At 66.7% G+C, this 24517-nt stretch carries 22 protein-coding genes; 14 read left to right on the top strand and 8 right to left on the bottom strand.

Going from position 1 to position 24517, the window contains the following annotated elements; genetic code table 11:
- Positions 1-4 precede the first annotated feature (4 nt).
- From U4Y88_RS28015 to U4Y88_RS28050, 8 genes are all read right to left on the bottom strand, one after another.
- Positions 5-997: a PDR/VanB family oxidoreductase gene (locus U4Y88_RS28015; RefSeq protein WP_321787748.1), complete on the bottom strand. Its 993-nt coding sequence runs from the start codon at positions 995-997 to the stop codon at positions 5-7.
- Positions 994-1812, bottom strand: a complete 819-nt coding sequence (gene ygiD, locus U4Y88_RS28020; protein ID WP_310633952.1) for a 4,5-DOPA dioxygenase extradiol — start codon at positions 1810-1812, stop codon at positions 994-996. The genes U4Y88_RS28015 and ygiD overlap by 4 nt, the downstream gene beginning before the upstream one ends.
- Positions 1809-3737 carry an ABC transporter ATP-binding protein gene (locus U4Y88_RS28025; protein ID WP_321787750.1) on the bottom strand — a complete coding sequence of 643 codons (1929 nt, stop codon included), beginning with the start codon at positions 3735-3737 and terminating at the stop codon, positions 1809-1811. The genes ygiD and U4Y88_RS28025 overlap by 4 nt, the downstream gene beginning before the upstream one ends.
- Positions 3734-4669, bottom strand: a complete 936-nt coding sequence (locus U4Y88_RS28030) for an ABC transporter permease (protein WP_321787752.1) — start codon at positions 4667-4669, stop codon at positions 3734-3736. The genes U4Y88_RS28025 and U4Y88_RS28030 overlap by 4 nt, the downstream gene beginning before the upstream one ends.
- Positions 4666-5757, bottom strand: a complete 1092-nt coding sequence (locus tag U4Y88_RS28035; protein ID WP_321787754.1) for an ABC transporter permease — start codon at positions 5755-5757, stop codon at positions 4666-4668. Before U4Y88_RS28035 ends, U4Y88_RS28030 begins: the two co-directional genes overlap by 4 nt.
- A 15-nt stretch (positions 5758-5772) precedes the next feature.
- Positions 5773-7038 carry an aromatic ring-hydroxylating oxygenase subunit alpha gene (locus U4Y88_RS28040; protein ID WP_321787756.1) on the bottom strand — a complete coding sequence of 422 codons (1266 nt, stop codon included), beginning with the start codon at positions 7036-7038 and terminating at the stop codon, positions 5773-5775.
- 53 nt (positions 7039-7091) lie between these two features.
- Positions 7092-8663, bottom strand: a complete 1572-nt coding sequence (locus tag U4Y88_RS28045; RefSeq protein ID WP_321787757.1) for an ABC transporter substrate-binding protein — start codon at positions 8661-8663, stop codon at positions 7092-7094.
- Between the two features lie 161 nt (positions 8664-8824).
- Positions 8825-9940 (bottom strand): porin, encoded by a 1116-nt coding sequence (locus tag U4Y88_RS28050; protein ID WP_224012825.1) that lies wholly within the window; start codon positions 9938-9940, stop codon positions 8825-8827.
- Positions 9941-10228: 288 nt separating this feature from the next.
- On the opposite strand from U4Y88_RS28050, the gene U4Y88_RS28055 reads away from it, so the two are divergent.
- From U4Y88_RS28055 to U4Y88_RS28120, 14 genes are all read left to right on the top strand, one after another.
- On the top strand, positions 10229-10963 hold the full coding sequence (locus U4Y88_RS28055) for an SDR family oxidoreductase (protein ID WP_224012824.1): 735 nt from the start codon (positions 10229-10231) through the stop codon (positions 10961-10963).
- Positions 10960-12261: a multidrug effflux MFS transporter gene (locus U4Y88_RS28060; protein ID WP_321787759.1), complete on the top strand. Its 1302-nt coding sequence runs from the start codon at positions 10960-10962 to the stop codon at positions 12259-12261. Before U4Y88_RS28055 ends, U4Y88_RS28060 begins: the two co-directional genes overlap by 4 nt.
- Before the next feature lie 58 nt (positions 12262-12319).
- On the top strand, positions 12320-13399 hold the full coding sequence (locus U4Y88_RS28065) for a TauD/TfdA family dioxygenase (RefSeq protein WP_321787761.1): 1080 nt from the start codon (positions 12320-12322) through the stop codon (positions 13397-13399).
- A 109-nt stretch (positions 13400-13508) separates the two neighbouring features.
- Positions 13509-14132 (top strand): helix-turn-helix domain-containing protein, encoded by a 624-nt coding sequence (locus tag U4Y88_RS28070; protein WP_321787763.1) that lies wholly within the window; start codon positions 13509-13511, stop codon positions 14130-14132.
- Between the two features lie 94 nt (positions 14133-14226).
- A complete protein-coding gene (locus tag U4Y88_RS28075) occupies positions 14227-15402 on the top strand; it encodes a cytochrome P450 (RefSeq protein WP_321787766.1) in 1176 nt (391 codons plus the stop codon).
- Positions 15399-15605 carry a ferredoxin gene (locus tag U4Y88_RS28080; protein ID WP_321787768.1) on the top strand — a complete coding sequence of 69 codons (207 nt, stop codon included), beginning with the start codon at positions 15399-15401 and terminating at the stop codon, positions 15603-15605. The genes U4Y88_RS28075 and U4Y88_RS28080 overlap by 4 nt, the downstream gene beginning before the upstream one ends.
- Before the next feature lie 17 nt (positions 15606-15622).
- The gene (locus U4Y88_RS28085) at positions 15623-16768 is read left to right on the top strand and encodes an NAD(P)/FAD-dependent oxidoreductase (protein WP_321787769.1); all 1146 of its coding nucleotides are present in this window, start codon (positions 15623-15625) and stop codon (positions 16766-16768) included.
- A gap of 122 nt (positions 16769-16890) precedes the next feature.
- Positions 16891-17631, top strand: coding sequence for a GntR family transcriptional regulator (locus U4Y88_RS28090; RefSeq protein WP_321787771.1), 741 nt, complete (start codon positions 16891-16893; stop codon positions 17629-17631).
- Between the two features lie 97 nt (positions 17632-17728).
- Positions 17729-18832 (top strand): phosphotriesterase, encoded by a 1104-nt coding sequence (locus U4Y88_RS28095; RefSeq protein WP_321787989.1) that lies wholly within the window; start codon positions 17729-17731, stop codon positions 18830-18832.
- Positions 18829-19806, top strand: a complete 978-nt coding sequence (locus tag U4Y88_RS28100) for a phosphotriesterase (RefSeq protein WP_321787773.1) — start codon at positions 18829-18831, stop codon at positions 19804-19806. The genes U4Y88_RS28095 and U4Y88_RS28100 overlap by 4 nt, the downstream gene beginning before the upstream one ends.
- Before the next feature lie 27 nt (positions 19807-19833).
- The gene (locus U4Y88_RS28105; RefSeq protein WP_321787774.1) at positions 19834-20952 is read left to right on the top strand and encodes an FAD-dependent oxidoreductase; all 1119 of its coding nucleotides are present in this window, start codon (positions 19834-19836) and stop codon (positions 20950-20952) included.
- Positions 20953-20955: 3 nt separating this feature from the next.
- On the top strand, positions 20956-21897 hold the full coding sequence (locus U4Y88_RS28110; RefSeq protein WP_321787776.1) for an alpha/beta hydrolase: 942 nt from the start codon (positions 20956-20958) through the stop codon (positions 21895-21897).
- On the top strand, positions 21894-22829 hold the full coding sequence (locus U4Y88_RS28115; RefSeq protein ID WP_321787778.1) for an MBL fold metallo-hydrolase: 936 nt from the start codon (positions 21894-21896) through the stop codon (positions 22827-22829). The genes U4Y88_RS28110 and U4Y88_RS28115 overlap by 4 nt, the downstream gene beginning before the upstream one ends.
- Complete coding sequence (locus U4Y88_RS28120; protein ID WP_321787781.1) at positions 22826-24511, top strand: CocE/NonD family hydrolase; 1686 nt, start codon at positions 22826-22828, stop codon at positions 24509-24511. The genes U4Y88_RS28115 and U4Y88_RS28120 overlap by 4 nt, the downstream gene beginning before the upstream one ends.
- Positions 24512-24517 lie beyond the last annotated feature (6 nt).

Consider the following 24517-nt stretch of genomic DNA (forward strand, 5'->3'; position numbering starts at 1 on the left):
GCGTTTAAAGATCGAGCACGAGCAGCGACGATGCCGCGCGCGAGCAGCACGGCGTAAAGAGCGTGTTCGCGGCTTGCTGTTCGGCGCTCAGGCACCAGTCGCGATGCTCGGGCGTGCCCGCGAGCACGCGCGTCGCGCACGAGCCGCACACGCCCTCGCCGCACGAGACCGGCACGTAGACGCCCGCCGCGCCGAGCGCGTCGCAGACGCTCTGTTGCGCCGCGACGTGAATACGTTTGCCGCTCGACGCGAGTTCGACTTCAAAAGCCGTATCAGGCGCGCGATCGGCCTGCGCAGCGACATTCGGCGACGGCGCGGCAAAGCGCTCGCAATGCAGATGATCCTCGGGCCAGCCGAGCGCGCGCGCCGTATCGAGCACCGCGTCGATCATCGCGAACGGCCCGCAGACATAGAGATGGCGGCCCGGCTCGAACGCGCTGACGACATCGGCGAAACCCGCGCCGCGTCCGATGTGCTGCGTCACGCGCGCGGCCCACGGCATGCGGGAGAGCGCATCCGCGAAAGGCTGGCGCTCGGGCGTGGACGCATAGGCGTGCAGCGCGAAATCCTGCGCCGCCGAATGCAAGGCCCACGCCATCGAAAGCATCGGCGTGAGGCCGATGCCGCCCGCGATCAGCAGCGCGCGGGCCGTGCCGGGCACGAGCGGAAACAGATTGCGCGGACCACGCGCGTCGAGCGTGTCGCCGACCTTCACCTGCTCGCAGAGAAAGCGTGAGCCGCCGCGTCCTTCGGCTTCGCGCTGCACGGCGATCCGCCAGCGCTCGGGCGCGCGCGGGTCGCCGCACAACGAATACTGGCGTGCCACGCCGCCGCAATCGATTTCGATATGCGCGCCCGCCTCGAACCCCGGCAGCGGCAGATAATCGGCGGCTTCGAGATCGAACGCGACGATATCCTGCGCGATGTCCTCGCGCGCCGCCACGCGCAGGCTCAGGCGCATGTCGAGGTGCGCGGCCGAAGCGTCGTGCAGATTCATACGGCCTCCAGCGCGCGCACCGGTTCGCCGAGCATGAAGCTCAGCATGCTCAGCGAGCCGTGTTCGAGAAAGTTGGTTTCGAGCCGCACCGGATCGTCGGCGTGACGCGCGCCCAGCGCATAGAGCAGCGGCCAGTAATGATCGGGCGACGGCACCGAGCGTTCAGCCATCGCGCCCTGCTCCATGAAGCGGATCGCGTCCTCGGGGCGATTGGCGACGATCGCATCGGCGATGTAATCGTTGAACGATTGCGCCCAGTCGTAGGCGCTGTCGCGCGCGCGCCAGTCCATCGCGCCGAGGTTGTGCACGACATTGCCGCTCGCCGCGATCAGCACGCCTTCGTCGCGCAGCGGACGCAGCGCGCGGCCCAGTTCGTAATGCGCGCGCGCGTCGCGGGTGCGGTCGAGGCCGAGTTGCACGACGGGAATATCGGCGTTTGGATAAGCCTTCAGCAGCACCGACCAGGTGCCGTGATCGAAGCCCCAGGTCTGGTCGAGCGTGACGGGCTCCGGCGCGAGCAGTTCGGCGATGCGCCGCGCCAGCGCGGGGTCGCCGGGCGCGGGATAACGCTGCGCGAACAGCGCCGCCGGAAACGCGCCGAAGTCGTGGATCGTGCGCGGCGCGTCCATCGCCGTCACGGCCACGCCGCGCGGCAGCCAGTGCGCGGAAATCATCAGGATCGCGCGCGGCTTCGCGGCCGCCGCGCCGAGCGCGGCCCAGGCGCGCGTGGCGCGATTGTCGTCGAGGGCGTTCATCGGGCTGCCGTGGCCGAAAAAGATCACGGGCATGCGCGGGGAGGACGGAGTCGAGGTCATGAGTCGATGGCGGTAAGAGTCGAGCACGGAGCGCTCAGGTCGGCGTGCGGAGCCGCGGCGATGAGGCTGCGCGTATAGGGATGCTGAGGATTGCCGAGCACGCTTTCGGTCGGGCCCGCTTCGACCACCACGCCGCGCTGCATCACCAGCACGCGCGAGCAGAGGTAGCGCACCACGGCGAGATCGTGCGAAATCAGCAGCAGCGCGATCTTGTGCGACTCGCGCAGCGCGAGCAGCAGTTCCATGATCTGCGCCTGCACGGAAACATCGAGGCCCGAGACGATTTCATCGGCGACCAGCAGGCGCGGCACTTCGCACAACGCGCGCGCGATATTCACGCGCTGGCGCTGGCCGCCCGACAGTTGCGACGGAAAGCGCGCCGCGTGTTCGGGCGCGAGGCCGACTTCGTCGAGCAGATCGAGCGCGCGGCGCGCGCGGTCCACATGCAGATGCGTGCGGTTTTCCATCGGCTGCGTGACGATGCTCGCGAGGCGGCGGCGCGGATTGAGCGCGGCGCGCGCGTCCTGGAAGATCATCTGGATCGCGTCGATGCGCTTCGCCCACATGGCGCGGCTCGCGTCGAGCGGCACGCCGTCGAGCATCACCGATCCCGCGCCCGGCGTCTCAAGCCCCATCACGAGGCGGCCGAGCGTGCTCTTGCCGCTGCCGCTCTCGCCCACCACGCCGACGAACTCGCCCGCCGCAATCTCCAGATCGAGCGGCTGCAACGCGGCCACGGGCGTCTTCGCGCCGCCGCGCGCGGCGTAGTGCTTGGTCACGCCACGCAGCGCGAGAAAGGGCGCGGCGTTCATCGCGGTTTGCGGCGGCAGCGGCGCGCGCGCGGGCGCGTCGGGCAAGGCATCGGCGTGAACGCAGCGTGCGGCGCGGGGTACGGAATCCGTCGAGATGGCGCTCATCGTCTGTTCAGGCGGCGGCGCGCTCGTGCAAACGTCGCTCGCATGGGCGCAGCGCGCGGCGAATCGGCAGCCCGCCAGCGCCGCCATTTCCTCGAAGCCCGGCATATGACCGTCGAGCGGCACCACGCGCACGCGCTCGCCCTTGAGCGGCGGATTCGCGCGCAACAGCGCCCGCGTGTACGGATGACGCGGCGCGCCGACCACCTCGCGCACGCCGCCGCGTTCGACCAGATCGCCCGCGTAGAGCACGGCGACCTCATCGCAGGCGTGCAGCGCGAGGCCGATGTCGTGCGTGACGAACAGCACGCTCGTGCCGCGCCGCCGCTGCATCTCGCGCATCAGCTCGACCACATGGCGCTGCGTGGTCACGTCGAGCGCCGTGGTGGCTTCGTCGGAGATCACGAGGTCGGGATTGCTCGCGAACGCCATCGCGATGCACACGCGCTGACACATGCCGCCCGACAGTTCGAACGGATAGCGCGCGAGCAGCGCCTCGGGATCGGGCAGCAGCACTTCGGCGAGCGCGTCGATACTGCGCTGGCGGCGTTCCTTCGCGCACACGCCGAGCCGCGCCAGATGCAGCGCGAACTGACGCCCGATCGAGAGCGTCGGATCGAGCGCGCTCATCGGCTCCTGCGGAATGAAAGCGATGCGCTTGCCGAGCAGCGCGCGCTGCTGCGCGTCGCTCGCGGCGAGCAGATCGATGCCCGCGAAATTCAGCCGCCGCGCGTTCAGCGCGAAGCCGCGCGGCAGGCTGCGCGCGAGCACCCGGCCGAGCATGCTCTTGCCCGCGCCCGATTCGCCGACGAGGCCGAGCGTGCGTCCGCGCGCCAGCGTCAGCGTGATGTCGCGCAGCAGGGCCACGCCGTTGCGCTCGACGTTGAGTGCGTCGATCGTCAACAGCGGCGTGTCGCTCGAAGCCGACGAAGCCGACGAAGGCGAAGCCGCCGCCACGCCAGCGGGCGCGCCTTGCGCATGCGCGTGCAGGGAACGAAACAGCGCGATCATGACGCGGACTCCGTGCGCTCGATGAGCCGCGAATCGGTGGTGCGGCGCAGCCCTTCGCCGAGGAAGGTCGTCGCCACCACGGTCAGCACCATGCAGGCGATCGGCAGGATCAAGCCCCAGGGCGCGGCGAACACGTTGGCGAGACCATCGGAAATCATGCCGCCCCAGCCGGGATTCGCGGCATTGCCGGTCAGGCCGATAAACGAGAGGCTGCATTCCGCGACGATGGCGATGCCCACTTCGAGACTCATCAGCGTGATGAGCGCGGGCAGCACGCCCGGCAGCACATCGCGCACGACGATGCCGAGCGGACTCGCCCCGGCGATGCGCGCGGCGGCCACGTAATCGCGGCGGCGGATCACGACGATCTCCGCGCGCAGCACGCGGCAAAAGCGCGTCCAGTCGACGAAAATCAGCGCGATGATGACGTTGGTCTCGCTCGGCGACAGCGCCACGACCAGCACGAGCGCGAGCACCACGGCGGGAAACGACATCCACACTTCCACGACGCGCAGCACGAACCAGTCGACCTTGCCGCCGCACCAGCCCGCGAGCAGCGCGAGCGCGCCGCCCACCAGCGCGGTGCCGAGCGGCGCGATGCCGCCCACCAGCACGGCGATGCGCGTGCCGTAGAGCGCGAGGCTCAGCACGTCGCGGCCGAGCGAATCGGTGCCGAACGCGTGCTCGCGCATCCCGCCGGGCATCCACGCGGGCGGCAGCAAGGTATTGAGCAGATCCTGATCGTCGGGATGAAACGGCGCGATCAGCGGCGCGGCGACGGCGGCGAACACGATCGCACACAGCACGAACGCGCCGAACAGCACGCGCGGCTCGTGCAGCACGCGGCGCAGCGTCGTGCGCCAGGACGGCGCGGCGTTCGGATGCGCGGTCGACAGATCGGCCGCGGCATGGGGAAGAAGCGGCGTACTCATTGAATCCTCAGGCGCGGGTTGAGCAGGACTTCGAGCGCGTCGGCGGCGGCATTCGCGCACTGCACGACCACGGCGTAGATCAGCGCGAGCGCTTCGATCACGGGCAAGTCGCGCGAGCCGATGGCGTTGATCATCAGCGCGCCGATGCCAGGCAGACCGAACACTTTTTCGATCAGCAGCGTGCCGCCGATCAGCAGACTCGCCTGCATCGCGAGCAGGTTGAGCGTGGGCAGCGCGGCGTTGCGCCAGCCGTGGCGGCGCAGGATCTGCGCTTCGCTCAGGCCGCGCAGACGCGCCGCGTGCACGTATTCCTCGGCCCATGTGTCGAGCAGGCTCGAACGCAGGATGCGCATGAGCGGCGGCGCGATGCCGAGCGCGAGCGCGACGCACGGCAGCACGAGATGCAGCAGCGCGTTGCCGAAGGCGGCGAATTGGCCGTCGATCAGCGTGTCGATCAGCAAAAAGCCGGTATGGCGCGCGACGATATAGACGTTGTCGATCGGGCCGAGAAACGGCAGCCAGCGCAGCGCGATGCCGAACAGCAGCACGAACAGAATGCCCCAGAGAAAATCGGGCACCGCCATCGCCACGCCGTTGACGAGTTCGCACAGGCGCTCCGCGAAGGTGCCGCGCCGGCTGAACGCGTAGAGCGCGCTGCCCACGCCCGCGCTCACGCCCAGCAGCAGGCCGAGCGCGAGCAGTTGCAGCGTCGTGGGCAGCGCGGCGCCGATCAGCGCGGCCACGGGCTGGCCGTTCTGCATCGAGTGGCCGAAGTCGCCGTGCAGCATGCCGCCGAGCCAATGCAGATACTGCACGGCAATCGGCTGATCGAGGCCGAGCTGATGGCGCATCGCCGCGACCTGTTCGAGCGTCGCGTTGGCGGGCAGCAGCATCGCCGCCGGATCGGCGTGCAGGAGACGCAGCGTGGCGAAGATCACCACCGAGACGGCGGCCAGAATCGCGGCGCGTCGAATCAGCCGCGTTATGAAGCGCCAGGCGAAGCGGGCCGCCGCGCTTTGTGTTGCGGCATGCGTGGTTACCGGCGTGGTTATCGGCGTGCCGATCTGCGTCTGCATTGGCGTCTCCATCTGCACGTCCTCCGCTCAGGCGACCGTCACGGCGATATCGGCGAGCTTGCTTTGCGCGATGCTCGTCGCCGCTGCCGTCGCTTCTGCCGTCTCGCTCAAACGCGCATACGCGGTCTGATAACGCGGCACGAGCCACGCGTTAAGTTCCTGCTGCGCGCGCTCCTGCCACGAATAGCGCCCGCGCACGGCGTAACGCGATTGCAGGCCGACCTGCACCATCTCATCGACATGCAGATCCTGCGCGATGATGTCCGAGACCGCGCTCATGCTCATCTCCACGCGCTTCTCGAACAGCGGGTCCTTCATCGCGCCGGGCGCGTAGAGCACGCCCTGATCGAGATGATGCGTGCCCGCCGAATCCGCGCGCAGGATCATGTAGATCACGCTGTCGCACGAGAGCACGAGCGAGAGCGTCGGCGGCAGATTCGCGAACGCCATGCGATGGCGCTCCTCGTCGGTGAGCTTCGGGAAGATCGGGAACAGCGCCTTTTGCGTGGGGTTGAACGCGGCGTCGGGATGCAGCGTGCCGTTGAACCGGTAGTAACCGGCCGTGTCCTTCGGCAGATCGGTCGGGAAGGTGGCGAGCGCGCTCGGCACGAAATCGTGCAGCGGGCCGTGATGCAGACGGTTCGCGTGATAGCCGTCGTTGTTGTTCTCGAACATCACCTTCCAGTTCCACGGAAAGTGGAACGGCTTCTCGGGGCGCGGGCCTTCGGCGTTGGCGAGATCGAAGTGCGCGAGCACGGCGTCGAGCGCGGCGAGGCGCGGCGCGAGCGGCGGCGCGTCGTGATCGAAGTTGATGAAGATAAAGCCCTGCCAGCATTCGACCTGCATGGTCGGCAGACAGAAGTCCTTCTTCTCGAAGCCCTCGGTTTCGTCCATCGCGGGCGCGGCGATCAATTCGCCGTCGAGCGAATACGCCCAGTGGTGATACGGGCACAGCAGCGCGCGCGCATTGCCGAATCCTTCGGCGACGACCATCGCGCGATGCTGGCACACCGACGACATCGCCTTGATCTCGCGCCGCGCATTGCGCGTGATGACGAGCGGCTCGCCGACGATCGAGGTCGTGAAATAATCGCCGGGCTGCTTGAGCCATTCCTCGCGGCCCACGCAGAGCCATTCGTGGTTGAACAGCGCCTCTTTCTCGAACTCGAAGAATTCGGCGTCGGTGTAGCAGTCGGGCGGCAAGGTTTCCGCCTGGCTCACGGGCACGGCGGAGCGGTCGAGCGCGGCGAAGAACGCTGCGTCGTACTTCGGATTCAGGGATCGGGTCTTCATCGGTGGTTCTCTGCGATAAGCGTTTAACTGCGCGTTTGAGCCGCGCGGCGGACTCAGGCGCTCCAGTAGTCGGGCAGCATCCAGCCGCTCAGGAACGGCGTGTACTGCACGCCCTTGCGATACGAGGCGGTCGCGATGCCCTGCATCAGCGGCAGCGCGTAACCCTCGCCGACCGCCCAGCGGTGAAACGCCTTGTAGCCCTCGATGCGCTTCGTTTCGTCGAGTTCGACGAGCAGCGGATCGAGACGCGGCGAAACATCGGCGCTGCGCCACACGGAAAAGCCGGTCTTGGGATTCAGGTACGAGCCCGCCGAAAGTTCCGGGTCGCCGCTGCCGTTCTGCCAGAGCCACAGCGTCGGGCCGGGCAGCGTGCCCGCGACGGCCTGCGAGAAGAACTGCGCGGGCTCGATCGGGCTCAGATCGGCTTCGATGCCGACCTTCTTCCACATCTGCTGGATCGCGCGCGCCACGTCGTAATCGCTCGGATAGACGCCGTTGGTGGCGAGAAACTTCACGCGCACCGGCTTGGCCGCCGAATAGCCGCTCTGCGCGAGCAGCTGCTTCGACTGCGCCGGATCGTAGGCGAACGTGAAGCCGGGATCGAACGCGGGCGTGCCGGGCGCGGCGGGCGTGGCCATCGGCACCGGCACGTTGTTGAAGAACGCGCGCACGAGCGCCTGCTTGTCGATGGCGTGATGCATCGCGAGGCGCACGTTGCGGTCGGCCGTCGGCCCGCCGTTGACCATGTGGACGATGTACGAGTCGATCGTCGGCGTGATCTTGCTGTCGTGCGTGCCGCCCTGCGCGAGCCGCAGCGCCTCGCGCAGCGGCAGCATGCCGGAGACGTCGGCCTGCGAGGCCTGCACCGCCGCCACGCGCGCGGTCGGGTCCTTGACGACCTGGAACACCACGTCGCGGATCTTCGGCGCGCCGCGCCAATGCTTGTCGAACGCGGCGAGCGTCATGCGCGAATCGCGCTCGTAGTTCATGAGCCGGTACGGCCCGGAACCGACCGGCTTCGCGACGAAGCCTTGAGCGCCCACTTTCTCGAAGTATTTGCGCGGCAGCAGATAGCTGCCCATGTAGCCGAGGAACGCGGGCGCGGTGACCATCGGCGCCTTGAAGTGCATGACGGCGCGCGTGGGCGACGGCGTTTCGATGCCTTCGAGCGCCCACCAGATGCCGCCGACCTGAAGCGACTTGTCGGCCTGGAGGCGGTCGAACAGCGTGAACTTGAAGTCGTCGGAGGTGAGCTTGTCGCCGTTATGGAACAGCACGTCGGGGCGGAAATCGAGTTCGAGCGCCTTGCCCGAGGCGTCTTTCCAGCGCCAGGCCGTCACCACGCCGGGACGCAGCACGCCCTTTTCGTCGATGTCGATGGCCGCGTCGAACACGCTGCGATAGATCGAAATGGGATTCGGCGCGACGCGCACGAGCGGGTCCCACGACGGCACGTCGGTCGGAAACGCGATGGTGAGCGGCGCGGCCGCCGACGCCGCGCCGCTGGCCGTCAGCGCGCCCAGTCCCGCGAGGCCGGTCAGGCCGCCGAGCGTGCCCGCGCCCGGCGCGGCGAGTCCGGCCAGGCTGCCGCCGAGCATCTGGATGAAGTTTCTGCGAGTGGTCATGGGGAAGTCCTTGTTATGCGGCGCCGCGCCGGCCTTCGTTGTCTTGAGTGAGCGTTCGTCGGCTTCACGGCATGGCTACAGGTTAAAAGGGCAAAAACGGCGCGTCTTGTCGCTGCGCGCACGCGGACCTGACTGCGGCGACCGCGTGCGCGCCGGGCGCATCAGAACTGGTGAATCATCGCGATGCGCGAGGTGATCTGCGTATTGGTGCTCGACGGCAGCGAGTAGAAGCCCGCGCCCTGGTTCGCGTAGACGCCGGGCTGCGCGTGCAGATACGAAACATTCACGTAGAAGCTCGTGCGCTTGCTCAGGTAGTACTGCGCGCCGATGGTCGGCTGGTGCCAGTGGGTGTGATCCCACGTCGTGTACTGATAGCCGCCGAGAATCGCGATCTGCGGGCGCAGGAAGTACATCGCGCCCACTTCGTAGACGTTCATCGTGTCGCTCTCCGAACCCTTGCGCAGATTCGTCGAGGTGAAGTTGGCCGAGAGCGTGAGCTGGTTGATCGTGTAGCTCGCACCGATGCCGAATTCCGACTGCCGATCGACCTCGAACGGCGTCGTGTAGTAGAGATCGTTGATGCTGCCGTCCGCGTTGCGCGTGGCCACGGTCTGGCCGAGGAAACTCGTCACGCCGAACTGCGCGAACGGATAGATATCGACGTTGTAGAGCCGCTCGTAGATCGCGGCCGCGCTGAAGCCGCCGTGCTTGTAGCCCGCGCCCACGCTCCACGCGCTGTCCTCGTTGAAGTTGCCGGCCACGTTGCCGAAGCTCCACATGCCGCCAAAGCTGAAGCCGTCGATGTCCGGGCTCTGGTACTTCACGGAGTTCGGCAACTGCACGGCCGAGATGCGGTCGATGTCGCCCATGTGGCCCGCGTAGACGCTCGCATAGCCGTTCAGATTGAACGGCGTGATGTAGTCGGCGATGAAGTCGTACTGATTACCCATCGTCAAGGTGCCGTAAGGGCTCGAAAGACCCACGAAGGCCTGTCGCCCGAACAGCGCGCCGTTGTTGCGCAACTCGCCCGTGCCGAGCGTGAAGCCGTTTTCCAGCGTGAAGATCGCCTTCAGGCCGCCGCCCAGATCCTCCGAGCCTTTCAGGCCGAAGCGGCTGCCGAAATTCGCGCCGTCCTGAAACTCGAACAGGCGTCCGCCGCCCTGGTTGTTGATGTAGGTGAGGCCCGCGTCGATGAGACCGTAGAGCGTGACTGAGCTTTGCGCATGCGCACCCCCGAAGGCGGCCATCAATAGCGCGCCCAGCAGATATTTCTTCATAGCGTGATCCTGGGTAGTGGAGAAACGTACTTGTCGAAAACCGAACCGCCGCCGCTCGCCTCTGTGCGGCCCGAGTCAGCACGCTCAACGCTATCCAGGCAATTTCCAGGATTCTTGACCCAATGCGCGTGGCAATTTGTTTAATACTCCGTCAAAAATCCCGCCGTTCCGCCGTCAAAAATCGGGCGCGCCGCATCAAGTCGCGGCGCGCGTGGGGACAAGCCCGCGCCGGGCTGGCTGTCTAAGCTTGTGCGCGCAACCTGTCCCCCAACGAAGGAGATCGACACCGTGCCTCAGCGAACCCCAGGACTCACCCTCATCACCGGCGCAAGCTCCGGCATCGGCGCCGCGACGGCGCGTCTGCTCGCGAGCCGCGGTTATCCGCTGCTGCTGCTCGCGCGGCGGCTCGACCGTCTCGAAGCGCTCGACCTGCCCAACACGCTCTGCCGCGAAGCCGATGTCACCGACCGCGCCGCGCTGCTCGCCGCCGTGGCCGAAGCCGAAGCGCGCTTCGGTCCGGTCGAATCGCTCGTCAACAATGCGGGCGTGATGCTGCTCGGCACCGTCGCCGAACAGGATCCCGAGGAGTGGGACCGCATGCTCGATGTGAACGTGAAGGGCGTGCTCAACGGCATCCACGCGGTCGTCAAGGGCATGGTCGAGCGGCGGCGCGGCACGATCGTCAATGTGAGTTCGACGTCGGGGCGCAAGACCTATCCCTCGCACGTCGCGTATGTCGGCACGAAACACGCGGTGCACGCGCTCTCCGAAAATCTGCGCGAGGAACTGGCGCCGCACAACGTGCGCGTGACGCTGATCGCGCCGGGCGCGTGCCACACCGAATTGCAGTCGGTCACGACCAACGAGGCCATCAAGCAAGGTTTCGAGGAATGGAAGGCGTCGATCGGCGGCGTGATCCTGCAACCCGAGGAAGTCGCGGAGTCGATCCGCTTCGCGCTGGAGATGCCGCAGCACGTGTGCATCCGCGAGCTGATGCTGGCGTCGACGAATCAGCCGGTATGACGCGCGCGCGCCCACGGCATCCACGCGTCCGGCGCCTGCGCGGCGCGGGCCTCACGACGCTGCTCGCCGCGCTCGCGATGATCGGCCCGTTCGCCACCGACAGTTATCTGCCCGCGTTGCCGCACGTGGCGCGCGCGTTCGGCGTCGGCGACGAAAGCGCGCAAATTACGTTGAGCGCCTATTTGATGGGCTATGCGGCGATGACGCTGCTCTACGGCACGCTCTCCGATGCGTTCGGACGTCGCCCGGTGATCGTCGGCGGGCTGGCGATCTTCACGCTCGCCTCGGCGGGCGCGGCCGCTTCGCCCAGCTTCGGCGCGCTGCTCGCGTGGCGCGTCTTGCAGGGGCTCTCGGCGGGCGCGGGCATCGTGGTGGGTCAGGCGATCGTGCGCGACCGCTTTCGCGGCGCGGCGGTGCAGCGCATGCTGTCGAACATCATGATGGTGTTCGCGCTCGCGCCCGCCGCCGCGCCCGTGGTGGGCGGGCAGCTCGACGCGCACTGGAGCTGGCGCTCGATCTTCGCGTTGCTCGCGCTGTTCGCGGCGGCGCTGCTCGCGGCCTGCCTGCGCTGGCTGCCCGAGAGCCTCGCGCCCGAGCATCGCCAGCCGTGGCGGCCGCGTGCGCTCGCGCGCCATTACGCGTCGGCGCTGCGCCACCGGCGCTTCGTGCTGGGGATCGTCGCGAACGGCTGCGCGTTCGGCGGCTTCGCGCTCTATATCTCGTGCGCCGCGAACTTCGTGATGCACGTGCTGCACCGGCCCGCCACGGCGTTCGCGTGGCTGTTCGTGCCGATGATCGCGGGCGTGATGCTGGGCTCGGCCGCCAGCGCCCGGCTCGCCACGCGCGCGGGCGCGGCGGCGAGCGTGCGCGTGGGACTCGGCACGGCCTGGCTCGCCGCGCTGATCAATCTCGCGAGCAACGCGCACGGTGCTGCCGCACTGCCGTGGGCCGTCGTGCCGATCGGCGTCTACGCCTTCGGCATGGGCATCGCCATGCCCGGCATGTCGGCGATCACGCAGGCGCATCTGCCTCACGCGCGCGGACTCGCGGCGTCGCTGCAAAGCTTCGTGCAGATGGCCTTGTTCGCGTGCATTGCCGCCGCCGCGCCGCACTTCGTGTTCGACAGCGCGTGGCGCATGGCGCTCGCGCACGCGGGCGCCGTCACGCTCGGCGCGCTGTGCTGGTGGCGCGCCGTCGCGCCCGCCAGCATGGCTGCCGCGACACCCGCCAACGCGCCCGACCCGCGCGGACATCAAGCCGCCATACGCCCGCAGACAAGATCGCGGCCGGAAATTTGACCATGATACAGTGGTGATCGCCGATCACCTCCCCACGCCACTTTCCATCGACACCGACATGACAACCTCCGCAATGCTGTCTCCCGTGACCGGCCCCGCCGCCTGGCGAGGTGACGAGCTTCTCACCCTGCAAAACTGGATCTATCACCTGAGCGAAGCGCAGATTGCGGAGCTTGAAGCGCTCGGCCGCCGCTTCGTCGAAGACGATCCCGATCTGCGTTTCGTGAAGGCCGCCGATTATCCCGTCGACGCCTGCGCGGACGCCGTCGACGCCTGGTGCCAGGACGTGGACGATGGCCGCGGCTTCGTACTCGTGCGCGGCCTGCGCACGCATCTGTATTCGGACGCACTCTCGGCGGCGATCTACTACATTCTCGGCCTGCACATGGGCGACCCGATCCGCCAGAACGAACTCGGCGATCTGCTCGATCACGTCTACGCCACCTCCGACAAAACGCTCGACGATCCCGAAGCGCTTTCCTCGAAGATCCGCGACGTGCTGCCGTTCCATTCCGATAGCTCCGACGTGGTCGCGCTGATGTGCCTGCGCCCGTCGCTCGATGGCGGCGCGTCGTGCCTCGTCTCGGGCGCGCAGATCTACAACGAAATTCTCAAGCGCCGCCCCGACCTCGCGCCGCTGCTGCTCGAACCGTTTCATTGGGACTGGCGGCGTCAGGATCACAACGCGCCTGCGAACACCTATGTTTCGCCGATCGTGAGTCTCGCCGAGGGCACGTTCAGCATGTACGCGGGCTCGCTCTATATCTTCACGGCCCAGGATTACCCCGAGGTGCCGCGCCTCACGCCGCAACAGATCGAAGTGCTCAATCTGTTCGAAGCGATCACCTACGAGCCGGGCATGTCGCTCGCGATGGATTTCCGTCCCGGCGACATCCAATGGCTGTCGAATTACGCGGCGCTGCATTCGCGCACGCGCTTCACCGACTTCGCGGAACCGCAGCGCCGCCGCCATTTGCTGCGGCTGTGGCTGCGCCGCAGTTCGCCGCGTTCGCTGATTCCGGGCTTCGGCAAGAATGGCGTCGTGCAGGAGCGTTATCAGCCGCGCGATCAGACGAGCGGCGATGCGCGCGGTAATTTCCGTATTGCTGTGGCGGCGGTGCCGCGTCTTGAGGTGTGAGGGGCGGGGTGGGTGAGCGGGTGAGCGGGAGACGGGCGTCATCCGCGCCCGGTAAAACGCCGCATTTGCTGGCGTTGCGGCCGTAGCTGTTGATGTTATCGTTGCCGCCATGACTGAAGAACGCAAAAACCAACGGCAACTCCAGAAGGAAGCGACCCGGCAGCGCATCCTTTCCGTGGCGCTCGAATCGTTCGTTTCGCGCGGCTACGTGGCCACCACCATCGATGATATTGCCGCCGCCGCGAACACCACCCGCGTCACCTTCTATTCTCACTTCGAGTCGCGCCGCGAATTGATGCGCGCCTTGATCCACGACCTCAACGGCATCCTCGAACGGCTCGACGAACCCGGCGGCAGCTCCACGGCCAGTTCGCTGGTGGCGGCGGTGCGCGAAGGCTCGCGCGAAAAGCTGGGCGGCTGGCTGCGCGAGCAGTCGGCGCGCTGGCCGACGATCAAGCCTTATCTTCTCGCGGTCACCGAAGCGGCCGCGGTCGATGCCGAAATGCGCTCGCTGATGCGCGGCTGGATCGAGGAAGTCGTGGCCGACATCTGCGAAGGTCTCGATGCAGCCAACCGCTACGAACCGGGCACGCGGCATTTTCGCGGCGAACTGGCCTATGTCGCGCTCGAACAGACCGCGCTCTCCTGGATGCGCGGCGAGCTGGATTTGAAAGCCGAACCGGCGCTCGACGTATTGAGCGAATTGTGGTGGAAGATGCTGGGCGCATCCTGATTCAGGGATTACCCTGTTATGGTATCCATTGGGTTTACACATTATAAAGTGAAATTAAAAATACAGGCCTTACTCCACTACGAGAAGCAGGCCTGTGACTCCCATTCCCCATTCAGGCATCGACCTTTGGGCCGACGAGGTCCTCGTTGACCCCTACCCCGTCTACCGCGCGCTGCGCGAACTCGGCGACGTCGTCTATCTGACGCACTCGAAGCTCTACGCCCTCACGGGCTACGACGTCATCAAGCACGCGCTGGCCGATCCGGCGCGGTTCTCCTCCGCTCAGGGCGTCGGCTTCAACGACGACGTCAACCGCGCCTTGCAGGGCACCTCGCTCGCGTCCGATCCGCCCGTGCATACGCAGTTGCGCGCGGTGCTGTCGGAAAACCTCACGCCACGCGCGCTGCGCGGGCTGGGCGAGCAGATCAAGGCCAACGCGCAGGCATTGGTGGCGCGCCTCGTCAAGCAGCCGTCCTTCGACGCAATCGACGACATCGCCCGCCGCTTTCCGATCGGCGTCGTCGCCGACCTCGTGGGCTTCCAGGGCGAAGCGCGGACGAACATGCTCCGCTGGGGGCAAGCCGCGATGGAAGTCATCGGGCCGATGAACCCGCGTACCGCCGAACATTTCCCCATCGCGGGTGAACTCTACGGCTACTGCTCGCAGATCACCCAGGACGCGCTCGCCGCGGGCTCGGTCGGCTGGGGCGTCTTCGAGGCGGAGCGCAAAGGCGTGGTTCCCGAAGGCACCGCGCGCCACATCATCCACCAGTATCTCGGCGCGGGTCTCGACACGACGCTCGCCGCGATCGGCAACACGGTCGCGCTCTTTGGGCGCTTCCCTGACGCGTTCGCGAAGGTGCGCGCCGATCTCTCGCTCGTGCCCGCCGCGTTCAACGAGGTGCTGCGCTACTACTCGCCCGTTCATGTGTGGAGCCGCGTGACGACGCAAGACGTGGAGATCGGCGGCGTGACGATTCCGGGCGGCTCGCGCGTGGCGCTCATGCTGGGCGCGGGCAACCACGACCCGCGCCATTACGCGAACCCCGAAGTCTTCGATGTGACGCGCAACCCGATCGACCACCTCTCCTTCGGCTATGGCCCGCACGGTTGCGCGGGTCAAGGCCTCGCGCGCATGGAAGGCGCGGCGATCATCGAGGCGCTGGCCACGCAGATCAAGTCGTTCCGCATTGGCGAAGTCGCGCGTGTCCCGAGCAATGTCACGGTGTCGTTCGACACCGTTCCCGTCCTGGAACTGGAGACCGTATGAACAAGTTGATTCTCGATCGTCCGCGCTGCGAAGGTCATGGCCTCTGCGAAGAGGTGGCCGCGCAGCTTCTGCATATCGACGATGAGGGCTATGCCGCCATCGACGTCGACGAGATCAACGACGCGAACCTCGCGGCGGCTCAGGCTGCGGCACGCGTCTGCCCGGTGGCCGCGCTCAGGCTCATCGAGATCAAGGCGACGTAATGGACAGGGTGAACCTCATGAGCACGCATCGGAACGCCCCACGCGAGATCGTGGTGGTAGGCAACGGCATCGCGGGCCTGACCGCTTGCGACACGCTGCGCGCCGAAGGATTCGATGGCCGGATCACGGTCATCGGCGACGAAACGGTCGCGCCGTACAGCCGCCCCGCCTTGTCCAAGGCCTTGCTGCGCGATGGCGACGATCTGAGCTCGCACTTGCTGCCTGAAGCGACGCACGGCGCGGACGAACGGCGCGGCGTCGCGGCGGTCGGTCTCGATGTCGATCGGCAACGCGTGCGACTCGCGGATGGCGACGAGGTGCCGTACGACGCGCTGGTGATCGCCACGGGTACACGCGCGCGGCGACTAGGGCCGCCTGGCGGCAGCGACGAATACACCGTCCGCACGCTCGCCGATGCACTGGCGCTGCGGGCACGGCTCGCGTCACGACCGTCCGTCGTGGTGGTGGGCGGCGGCCCGCTCGGCATGGAGATCGCGTCCGGCGCGGTCGGGGCCGGCTGCGCGACGACACTCGTCGCGAAAGGGATGCCGCTCGCGGCGCAGCTCGGCGCGTGGCTCGCGACGCCGTTCCACGATGCCGCGCGCGCGCAGGGCCTCACGATCGTGACGACGGGCGCGGCGGAGGTGGTCACACGCGACGGCGCCTCGGTGGTGGCGCTGGGCGACGGCACGGTGATCGAAGCGGAGGTGATCGTCACCGCCATCGGCGACGCGCCCAATGTCGAGTGGCTCGCCACGAGCGGGCTGCTTACCGGCGGCGCGCTCGTGGTCGACAGGCGCGGTCTCGTCCGCCCGACTATCGCGGCGGCTGGCGATGTCGCGGCCTTCCCGCACGCGGGGCGCGTCGCCCGTGTGCCGCTGTGGACCAGCGCCATCGATCAGGCGAAGGTGAGCGCCGCCGCGCTGCTCAAGCCCGATGCGCCGGAACTGGCGTTTCAGCAGTACTTCTGGACGGAGGCGTTCGGTCTCTCGCTCAAGGCGATCGGACCGACGCCGGTCGTCGGCGAGCCGGAGATCGTGGAGGGCACCGGCAGGCAAGGTGTGCTCCGCTGGCGGCAGCAGGATGGCTCGGCGACCGCTGCCGCGCTCGACTATCGCCTCCCGATCCCGAAGCTGCGCCGTCTGACCGCGCACCGCCTCTAACCAGGCGGAGCAGTCGCCGCTGACGTCGCTAACGTCGCTAACGTCGCTAACGTTCGAGGTTCAGGTTGACATCACTTTGGCATAACAATATTATTGGTACACACCTGTACCAATAAACTCACATGCAACAGACCATCGACCGCATTTCGACTGTTCCCCTGTATAGCCAGATCAAGCAGATCCTGATCAGCGAGCTACAGGGCGCGGGCAACGCCACCGCGCCGGCCTTGACGGAAGCCAGCCTGATGAAGCGGTTTCACGTGAGCCGGGCGCCGATTCGTCAGGCGCTCAAGGAACTGGTCGACGAGGGCTACGTGGTGCGCCAGCGCGCCAAGGGCACCTTTCCCGTACACGGCGTCAATGTCCGCCTGCCTCCGGCGCTGGAACTCGGCGGCCTGACCCGCTACCTCACCGAGCAAGGGCTCACGCCCACTTCGCGGGTGACCGGCCTTCGGCACGTCGAGGCGCCCGAGGGGGTGCGGGAGGCGCTCGGGCTCGATGCGGCCGAGAAACTGCTGTATCTCCAGCGCGTCATTTCGGTCAAGGGCGCGCCGCTGGTCTGGGCATGCACCTACCTGTGCACGCCGCCCGACTTTGCGCCGTCAGTCGAAGAACTCGAACGCGTCGGCACCGTGTTCGCGCTGATCGAGCAGGCTCTCGGCGTGGTGTACACGCGCGGCGAGCAACATATCTGGGCGTCGGGCGCCAGCGAGGAAGAGGCGCAAGCGCTCGAAGTCGATGTGGGCGCGCCCGTCCTCGTCGCCGAGACCACGCTCTTTAGCAGTGACGGGCAGCCGGGCGGCTGGCGCCGTGCCGTGCATCGCGCCGAAGACTTCAAGTACGCGTTCGGCCTGAGTCGTTAGCAGGTTTTTTTTGCCCCGAACTTTGTCATAACAATACAACATTATCCTTAACGAACAGGAGACATCCTCGTGAGAGGCATGACCGTTTCTATTGCTGGTGACGTGCATCGCACCCCGGAGCCCATTGGAGGCAACCATGTGCGTTAAACACAGCCAGGGCGTCCCCGAACCGACGCCGCCCTTCACCTCCCTCATCCTCGCCCCGCGCAACGACGGCGGCGCCGAAACCACGCTGGTCAACACGGTGCTCGGCCCCGTCGACGCCAGGCAGCTGGGCGTCACGCTGATCAGCGAGTCGCTGCTGTATGTGCTGCCCGGCGCCCAGTACGCGTACGACATCAAGATCGACCGCGCCGAAATCTTCGATGCGATCGCGGCCAAGCTCTGCGCGTTCAAGGCGGCAGGCGGTGGCGCCATCGTCGATGCGACCGGCATGTTCGAGGGACGCGACCTGCGTCTGTACGAGGCGCTGTCGCGCGCCACCGGCGTTCATATCGTCGCGTCGACCGGACAAGGACCGGAAGCCATGCTCGGCGGCTACTTTCTGACGCCGCAGACCAATCCGCCCGCGCCCTGGCCGGCGGCCAAGTTCGCCGAGATGTTCGGGCGGGAAGTGAACGAAGGCATGGTGGTGCCCCGCCTGGAGCGCCGCGCGCCCGCGGGCATGGTGGCCACGGCCGTCACCCGCAGCGGCATGACGCCGACCGACGGCAGCCTCGTGCGCGGCGCGGCGCGCGCGGGCGCGAGCTATGGCGTGCCCGTCTTCATCCGCTGCGGCGCCGATGCGCTCGAAGAAATGCAACTGGCTCTCGACGAAGTGCTGAGCCCGGAACGCCTCGTGATGGGCGGCATGGACCGCCGCGACGCCGTCGCCCAAGGCTGGCCGATGGCCGTCGCACGCGCGGGCGTGCGCGTGGGCGTGGACCACATCGGTTCGACCGATCCGCTCCATATCAGCGACGCCGAACGCGTCGAGCTGATCCGCGAATTGATCGAAGCGGGCTACGCCGATCGCATCATCCTCTCGTCGAGTGCCACCGGCGTGGCGTTCGGCGAACCCGGCAACGACATTCCCTACTGCGACGTACTGACGAAGTTCGTGCCCATGCTCCACGCCGCAGGGGTGTCACAAGAACACATCGCAGACATGCTGATCACCAACACGGCACACCTGCTGAGCGTCAATGGGGAAGTCAAATGACACGTGTAAATACGGTGCTGGGCACCATTTCGGCTTCCGAGCTGGGCTTTGTTGCGATTCACGAGCACATCGGCTATGGCATGCCTGGCTGCGAGCTCGACAGCCGCTGGTGGAAGACGCCGGAGCAGCGCTATGAAGAGACCGTGCCCAAGCTGCGTCTGTTTCACGAGAACACGAAGCCCTGGGGCGCGGCGACCTTCGTCGAAGCGACGGGCATCTGCAATGGCCGCGACATCGACTACTACAAGTCGCTGTCCGACAAGACCGGCGTGCATATCGTCGCCAGCACGGGCTTCGTCGGCGGCGACACGGCCTTGCCGTTCTTCGAGCGCGCGAGCGTCGAGTATCTGACCGATCAGTTCGTGCACGAGATCACCGTCGGCATCGGCGATACCGGCGCCAAGGCCGGGATCATCAAGGTGGGCGTGAGCCGCGGCTTCAAGATGAAAGAGCTCGACCTGCGCATCTATCGCGCGGCGGCGCGCGCCTCGCGCATCACGGGCGCGCCGATCTTCACCCACCTCGCCGTCGACTCCGCGCCCGCGCTGACGATCTTCGCGGAAGAGGAACTGCCCTGCCACCGGGTGCTGTTCGGCCACGCCGACGATGGCGTGAGCCAGGGTCTCGTCAACGAGCAAGCCATTCTGGGCGCAGGCGGCCGGATTGGCTTCGACACCTTCGGCTACGACCTCGAATTGCCCGATCCGCCGTTCTGGGGCCGCCACCGCCAGGAGCGTCTCAAGCACTTCCTGCGATTCCTCGACAGCGGTCTGGTGAACCAGGTGCTGGCCTCGGCGGATGCGAACTGCTCGCCGCTCGGCTGGCCCGGCGTCAAGGGTCACACCGTGAACTATCTGTTCGAGCAACTGCTGCCCGATCTGCGCGCCGAAGGCGTCGAGGACACCGTCATCGACCAGTTGTTCGTGCATAACACGGCCGAGTTTCTCGCCCTGACGCCCAATCCGCAGCATTAACAAAAAGATCAACTCAAGAGACACATCATGACACCCGGTACTTTGAAGAACCTGAATATTGCCGTGATCGGCGCCGGTTACGCCGGCGCGACCGCCGCGCTGGCGCTCAGCCAGTCGGGCGCCACGGTGACGGTCTACGAGCAGGCGCAAGAGGTCAAAGAGGTCGGTGCCGGGATCGGCCTGCGCCCCTCGACGATGGACCAGTTTCGCAAGCTCGGCATCTACGACCGTATCGCGGCCGTGACCTCGGCGAGCGATTACTTCGAAATCCTGACGGCTCTTGGCCAGCGCATCGCGATGGAAGAATGGCCCGAAAAAGAAGCCTTCGGCGCCACCACGCGCTTCGTGCATCGCGGCGACTTTATCGATGCGCTGCTCGGCGTGCTGCCCGACGGCATGGTGAAGCTCGACCATCGCCTGAGCAAGATCGTCGACAACGGCAACAGCGCCACCGCCGTGTTTGCGAACGGCGTGAGCGTGACCGCCGATCTGATCGTCGGCGCCGACGGCATTCGCTCGCAGGTGCGCCAGCATCTGTTCAGCGACCAGGCCCCGGTGTTTGCCGGCGAACACGCGTATCGCGCCGTGATCCCGGCTGCGGACACCTGCGGTCTCGTCGACGACGGCAACCTTCGCATGTACGTGGGCCACGGCACCAAGATCTATCTGCTGCCGCTGAAGCATCGCAACGAAGTGTCGTTCGACGTCACGTGCCTCGCGACCGACTCCACGCCCGCGCCGCTCGCGAGCAAGGCGCAACTGCTCAAAGTCGTGGCGGGCTTCGATCCGCAACTGGTCGCGATCACCGAGGGACTCGACATGGGCAAGGTGAACCTGCGCGCCGTGTACGACATCGACCCGGTGCCGAACTGGCATTCGAATTCCGTCGTGCTGATCGGCGATGCGGCGCACGCGATGCTGCACCACCAGGGCCAGGGCGCGAACTCGGCGGTACTCGATGCGGGCGCGCTTGCCGCCAGCCTCATCGAAGCCGATTCGATTCCCGAAGCGCTGGCGCACTTCCAGGCCAGCCGCAAGCCGGTCACCGATGAACTTCAACGCCTGTCGCGCCAGGGCTGGAGCGAGGACGAAGTCCAAAGCGTCTTCCCCAGCCAGCACCAGGGCGAACTCGCCGCACGGAGCTAAATCATGACACTCCATCCAAAGGTCGCCCAGTTCATCGCCTCCTTGCCGCCCGCGCCGCCGGGACCGCCCAACCCGGACGCCATGCGCGCGGCGGACGAAAGCCACGTTGCGCCGTTGGAGCAGCGCATGCCCGTGCATGCGGTGCATGACCAGACCGTGCCGACGACCGCCGGTGACGTGCCCGTGCGCGTCTACAAGCCGACGGCGGCGCAGACCCATCCGGTGCTGGTGTATTTCCACGGCGGCGCGTTCTTTCTCGGCAGCCTCAACACGCACGATCATGTCGCGCGCGCGCTCGCCAATGCCACGCAATGCGCGGTGGTGTCGGTGGGCTACCGGCTCGCGCCCGAGCACGCCTTCCCGGCGGGCCTGAACGACAGCTTCGCCGTGGTCCAGTGGATCGAAAAGACGGGCCGCGATCCGGCGAGCGGCATCGGCTGGGACGGCCAGACCCTGGCCGTGGCCGGTGACAGTTCGGGCGGCAACTTCGCCGCTGCGGTCGCCGCGATGGCGCTCGACGCCGGCCTGAACTGCATCACGCACCAGGTGCTCTATTACCCGTCGCTGGATCTCGACTTCGATGTCGAGCGCTACGAATCGCTGACGAGCAACGCCGTCGGCAACGGGCTGGAGACCGCGGCACTGAAGCCGTTCAACGCGTTCTATATCGATAGCGGCGCCGACCCCGCCGATCCGCGCGTCTCGCCCATCAAGCGAAATACTCTCTCTGGACTGCCGCCCGCGCTCATCGTCACGGCGGAATGCGATCCGCTTCGCGACGAAGGCGAGTTGTACGGGCACAAGCTGAAACAGGCGGGCGTTTCAGCGACTGTTCATCGCTACGAGTCGGCGGCGCATGGCTTCGTGCAGTACTTTTCGTGGCTGCCCGAGTTCGAAGGCGTGTTTGCCGAAACGGCCAGTTTCATCAGGAATACCAAACGATGAAAGCCGTCGATATCCACCCGCTGTTTTCCCAGTGGGGGCGATTCGGCCTCTACAGTTTTTTCATCGACGGCTGCGAACCCGCGATTGTCGATACGGGCATCGCCGCATCGCCCGCCAATGGCATTGCGCCCGCGCTGGCGCAACTGGGCCGGCGCATCGAGGACGTGCGCTGGATTCTTCTGACGCACGGACACATCGACCACATCGGCGGCGCGCATGCGCTGTGGGAACTCACGGGCCGCAAAGCCAAAATCGTGATCCACGAGGCCGACGCACCGTTCCTTCGTTCGCGCCGCACGCATGTCGAAGAATATCTGGCCGCGCGTGGCCGCTATATCGACGACCCGCAGGCGGAAGCGAAGTTGACGGCCGCCTGCGAGGCCGCCATCTCGGGCGAAATGGAACCCGACCTCGTGGTCCGCGACGGCGATGAAATCTCGCTCGGGCCGGATGTGAAGATCACGGTGCATTCCGTGCCGGGCCACACGGCCGGTTCGGTCGCGTATGTGGTGGAGGGCCAGCGAGACGTCTTCGTCGGCGACGCCGTGCAGATCCACGGCGCCGCCAACGGCTTCCCGAGTTACGCCGACCCGGACGCGTACCGCGCCAGCCTGCTGCACCTGCGCGACCACGTCAAACCGAACCGCCTGTTCCTCGGCCATCCGTATCGCAGCCAGGGCGCCGAATCGCTGGGCGTGGTGCTCGACCGCGAACAGGCGGCGGCAAAGATCCAGGAAAGCCTCGACATCGAGGCCCGCGTGCGCGCCGCTACCGAACAATTCGGCCTCGACGACGCCGCCGTCGCCCAGGCTTCCTGCTCGCCCTTCTGCTGTATCGCGCAGCACTTGCGCTACGAGGGCGATCCCACGCTCGAACCTTCTCCGTTTTTCACCACTATGCACGGCTACTTCCACAAGGGTTATCGGTCATGATCGTCGTACACAAGGATTTGCGCGTGCCGATGCGCGACGGCGTTCATCTGGCGGCCGATGCCTATCACGCCCAAGGCGATATGCCTCGCCCGGCTCTCGTCGCGCTCAGCCCCTATGGCAAGGAACTCCAGGCGCTGGCGCTCACCGTCCCGCCGCAGCGGCGTCCGTCTCCGCTGTGGGACGGCTGCATCGAGGCCGGCGATATCGCGCGCGTGGTGAAGGAAGGCTATGTGCACGTGATCGGCGATGTGCGCGGCTCGGGCGCCTCCGAAGGCGAACACATCGGCAACTACAACGCCGGTGGCGTCCCGCTTGGTCAGGACGCCTACGATTTCATCGAATGGGTGGCGGCTCAGCCGTGGTGCAACGGCGTCGTCGGCATGATCGGCATTTCGTATTTTGGCTCCATGCAGATCTTCGCCGCAGCCGAGCGCCCGCCGCATCTCAAGGCGATCTTCGTGAGCGGCGGGCACTTCGACTTCTACGAGACGACCTATCACGGCGGCGTCATGTGGTTCATGCCGCGCGCCGCGCGCGAGGGCCGTGGCGGCGATTCAGGCTGGGCCTTCACGCATCGTCACAAGTCGCGCATGCTCGAGGCTTACTCCGAGGCGGAAATCAAACAGCGCGTGGCCGAGCGGCTCGCCGACCCCGACGTGGCGGCCTGGCCGAATCTCGTGCACGTGCTCAACTATCCGATTCACCATGAATCGTGGTTCGACATCGTCACCAATCACCTCGACGGCGAGTGGTATGAGGAACAGAACCCGATCAATCTGGCCAAAAACATCGACATCCCGGTGTACCTGCAGATCAACCAGGGCCGCGGCTGGACCGTCGACGGCACGATCGAACTGTTCGATGTGCTGAAGGGCCCGAAGAAACTGGAGATCGGGCCGTATCCGCCGATGCAGACGCGCCCCTGGGTCGACGAACACGACACCATGTTCCGCTGGTACGACTACTGGCTCAAGGGCATCGACAACGGCATCATGGACGAGCCGCAGGTGAAGGTGCATGTCGAAGGCAGCCGCCAGTGGATGACCGGTGAACATTGGCCCGTCGCGCCCGTCGAATACCGGCCCCTGTACTTGCGTACCCGTAGCAAGCTGGCGTTCGAGCCCGAGCCGATGGATGTCGATCACGCGCATCCCGAGGGCTTCTATCAGGCGCCGCTGACGATCGTGGACAAGGTGGAGAAGCTGTCGTGGTCCACCGAACCCTTCCATACCGCGACGTCGGTGCATGGCGTAGGCGCCGCGCATCTCTACGCCGCCATCGATCAGGACGACACGAACTTCATTCTGCGCCTCTGGGACGAAGCGCCCACCGGCAAGCGCCAACTCGTCACGACGGGCTTTCTCAAGGCATCGCATCGCGAACTGGACGAGCGCTCCAGCGAGGGAAATCCATATCACCCGCACACGCGCAGCGTGCCGGTCGAGCCTGGCGTGATCAACGAATACGTCATTCGGCTCTATCCCTTCGCCAATGAATTCAAGGCCGGTCACAAGCTCGTCCTCGAACTCATGTGCAACGAGCCGCTGGTGGATGAGCACAATTCGCTGTTGCCGCCCGATGCGTTCCATCTGCCCGTTGGACGGCCGGTCGCGCACACGATCTATCGGGATGCGACGCATCTTTCGCGACTCGTGCTGCCTTTCGCGTCGTCGCCGAAGTAACCGTCG

It is taken from the genome of Paraburkholderia sp. J94, assembly GCF_905220285.1.
Classification (GTDB): Bacteria; Pseudomonadota; Gammaproteobacteria; order Burkholderiales; family Burkholderiaceae; genus Paraburkholderia; species Paraburkholderia tropica_A.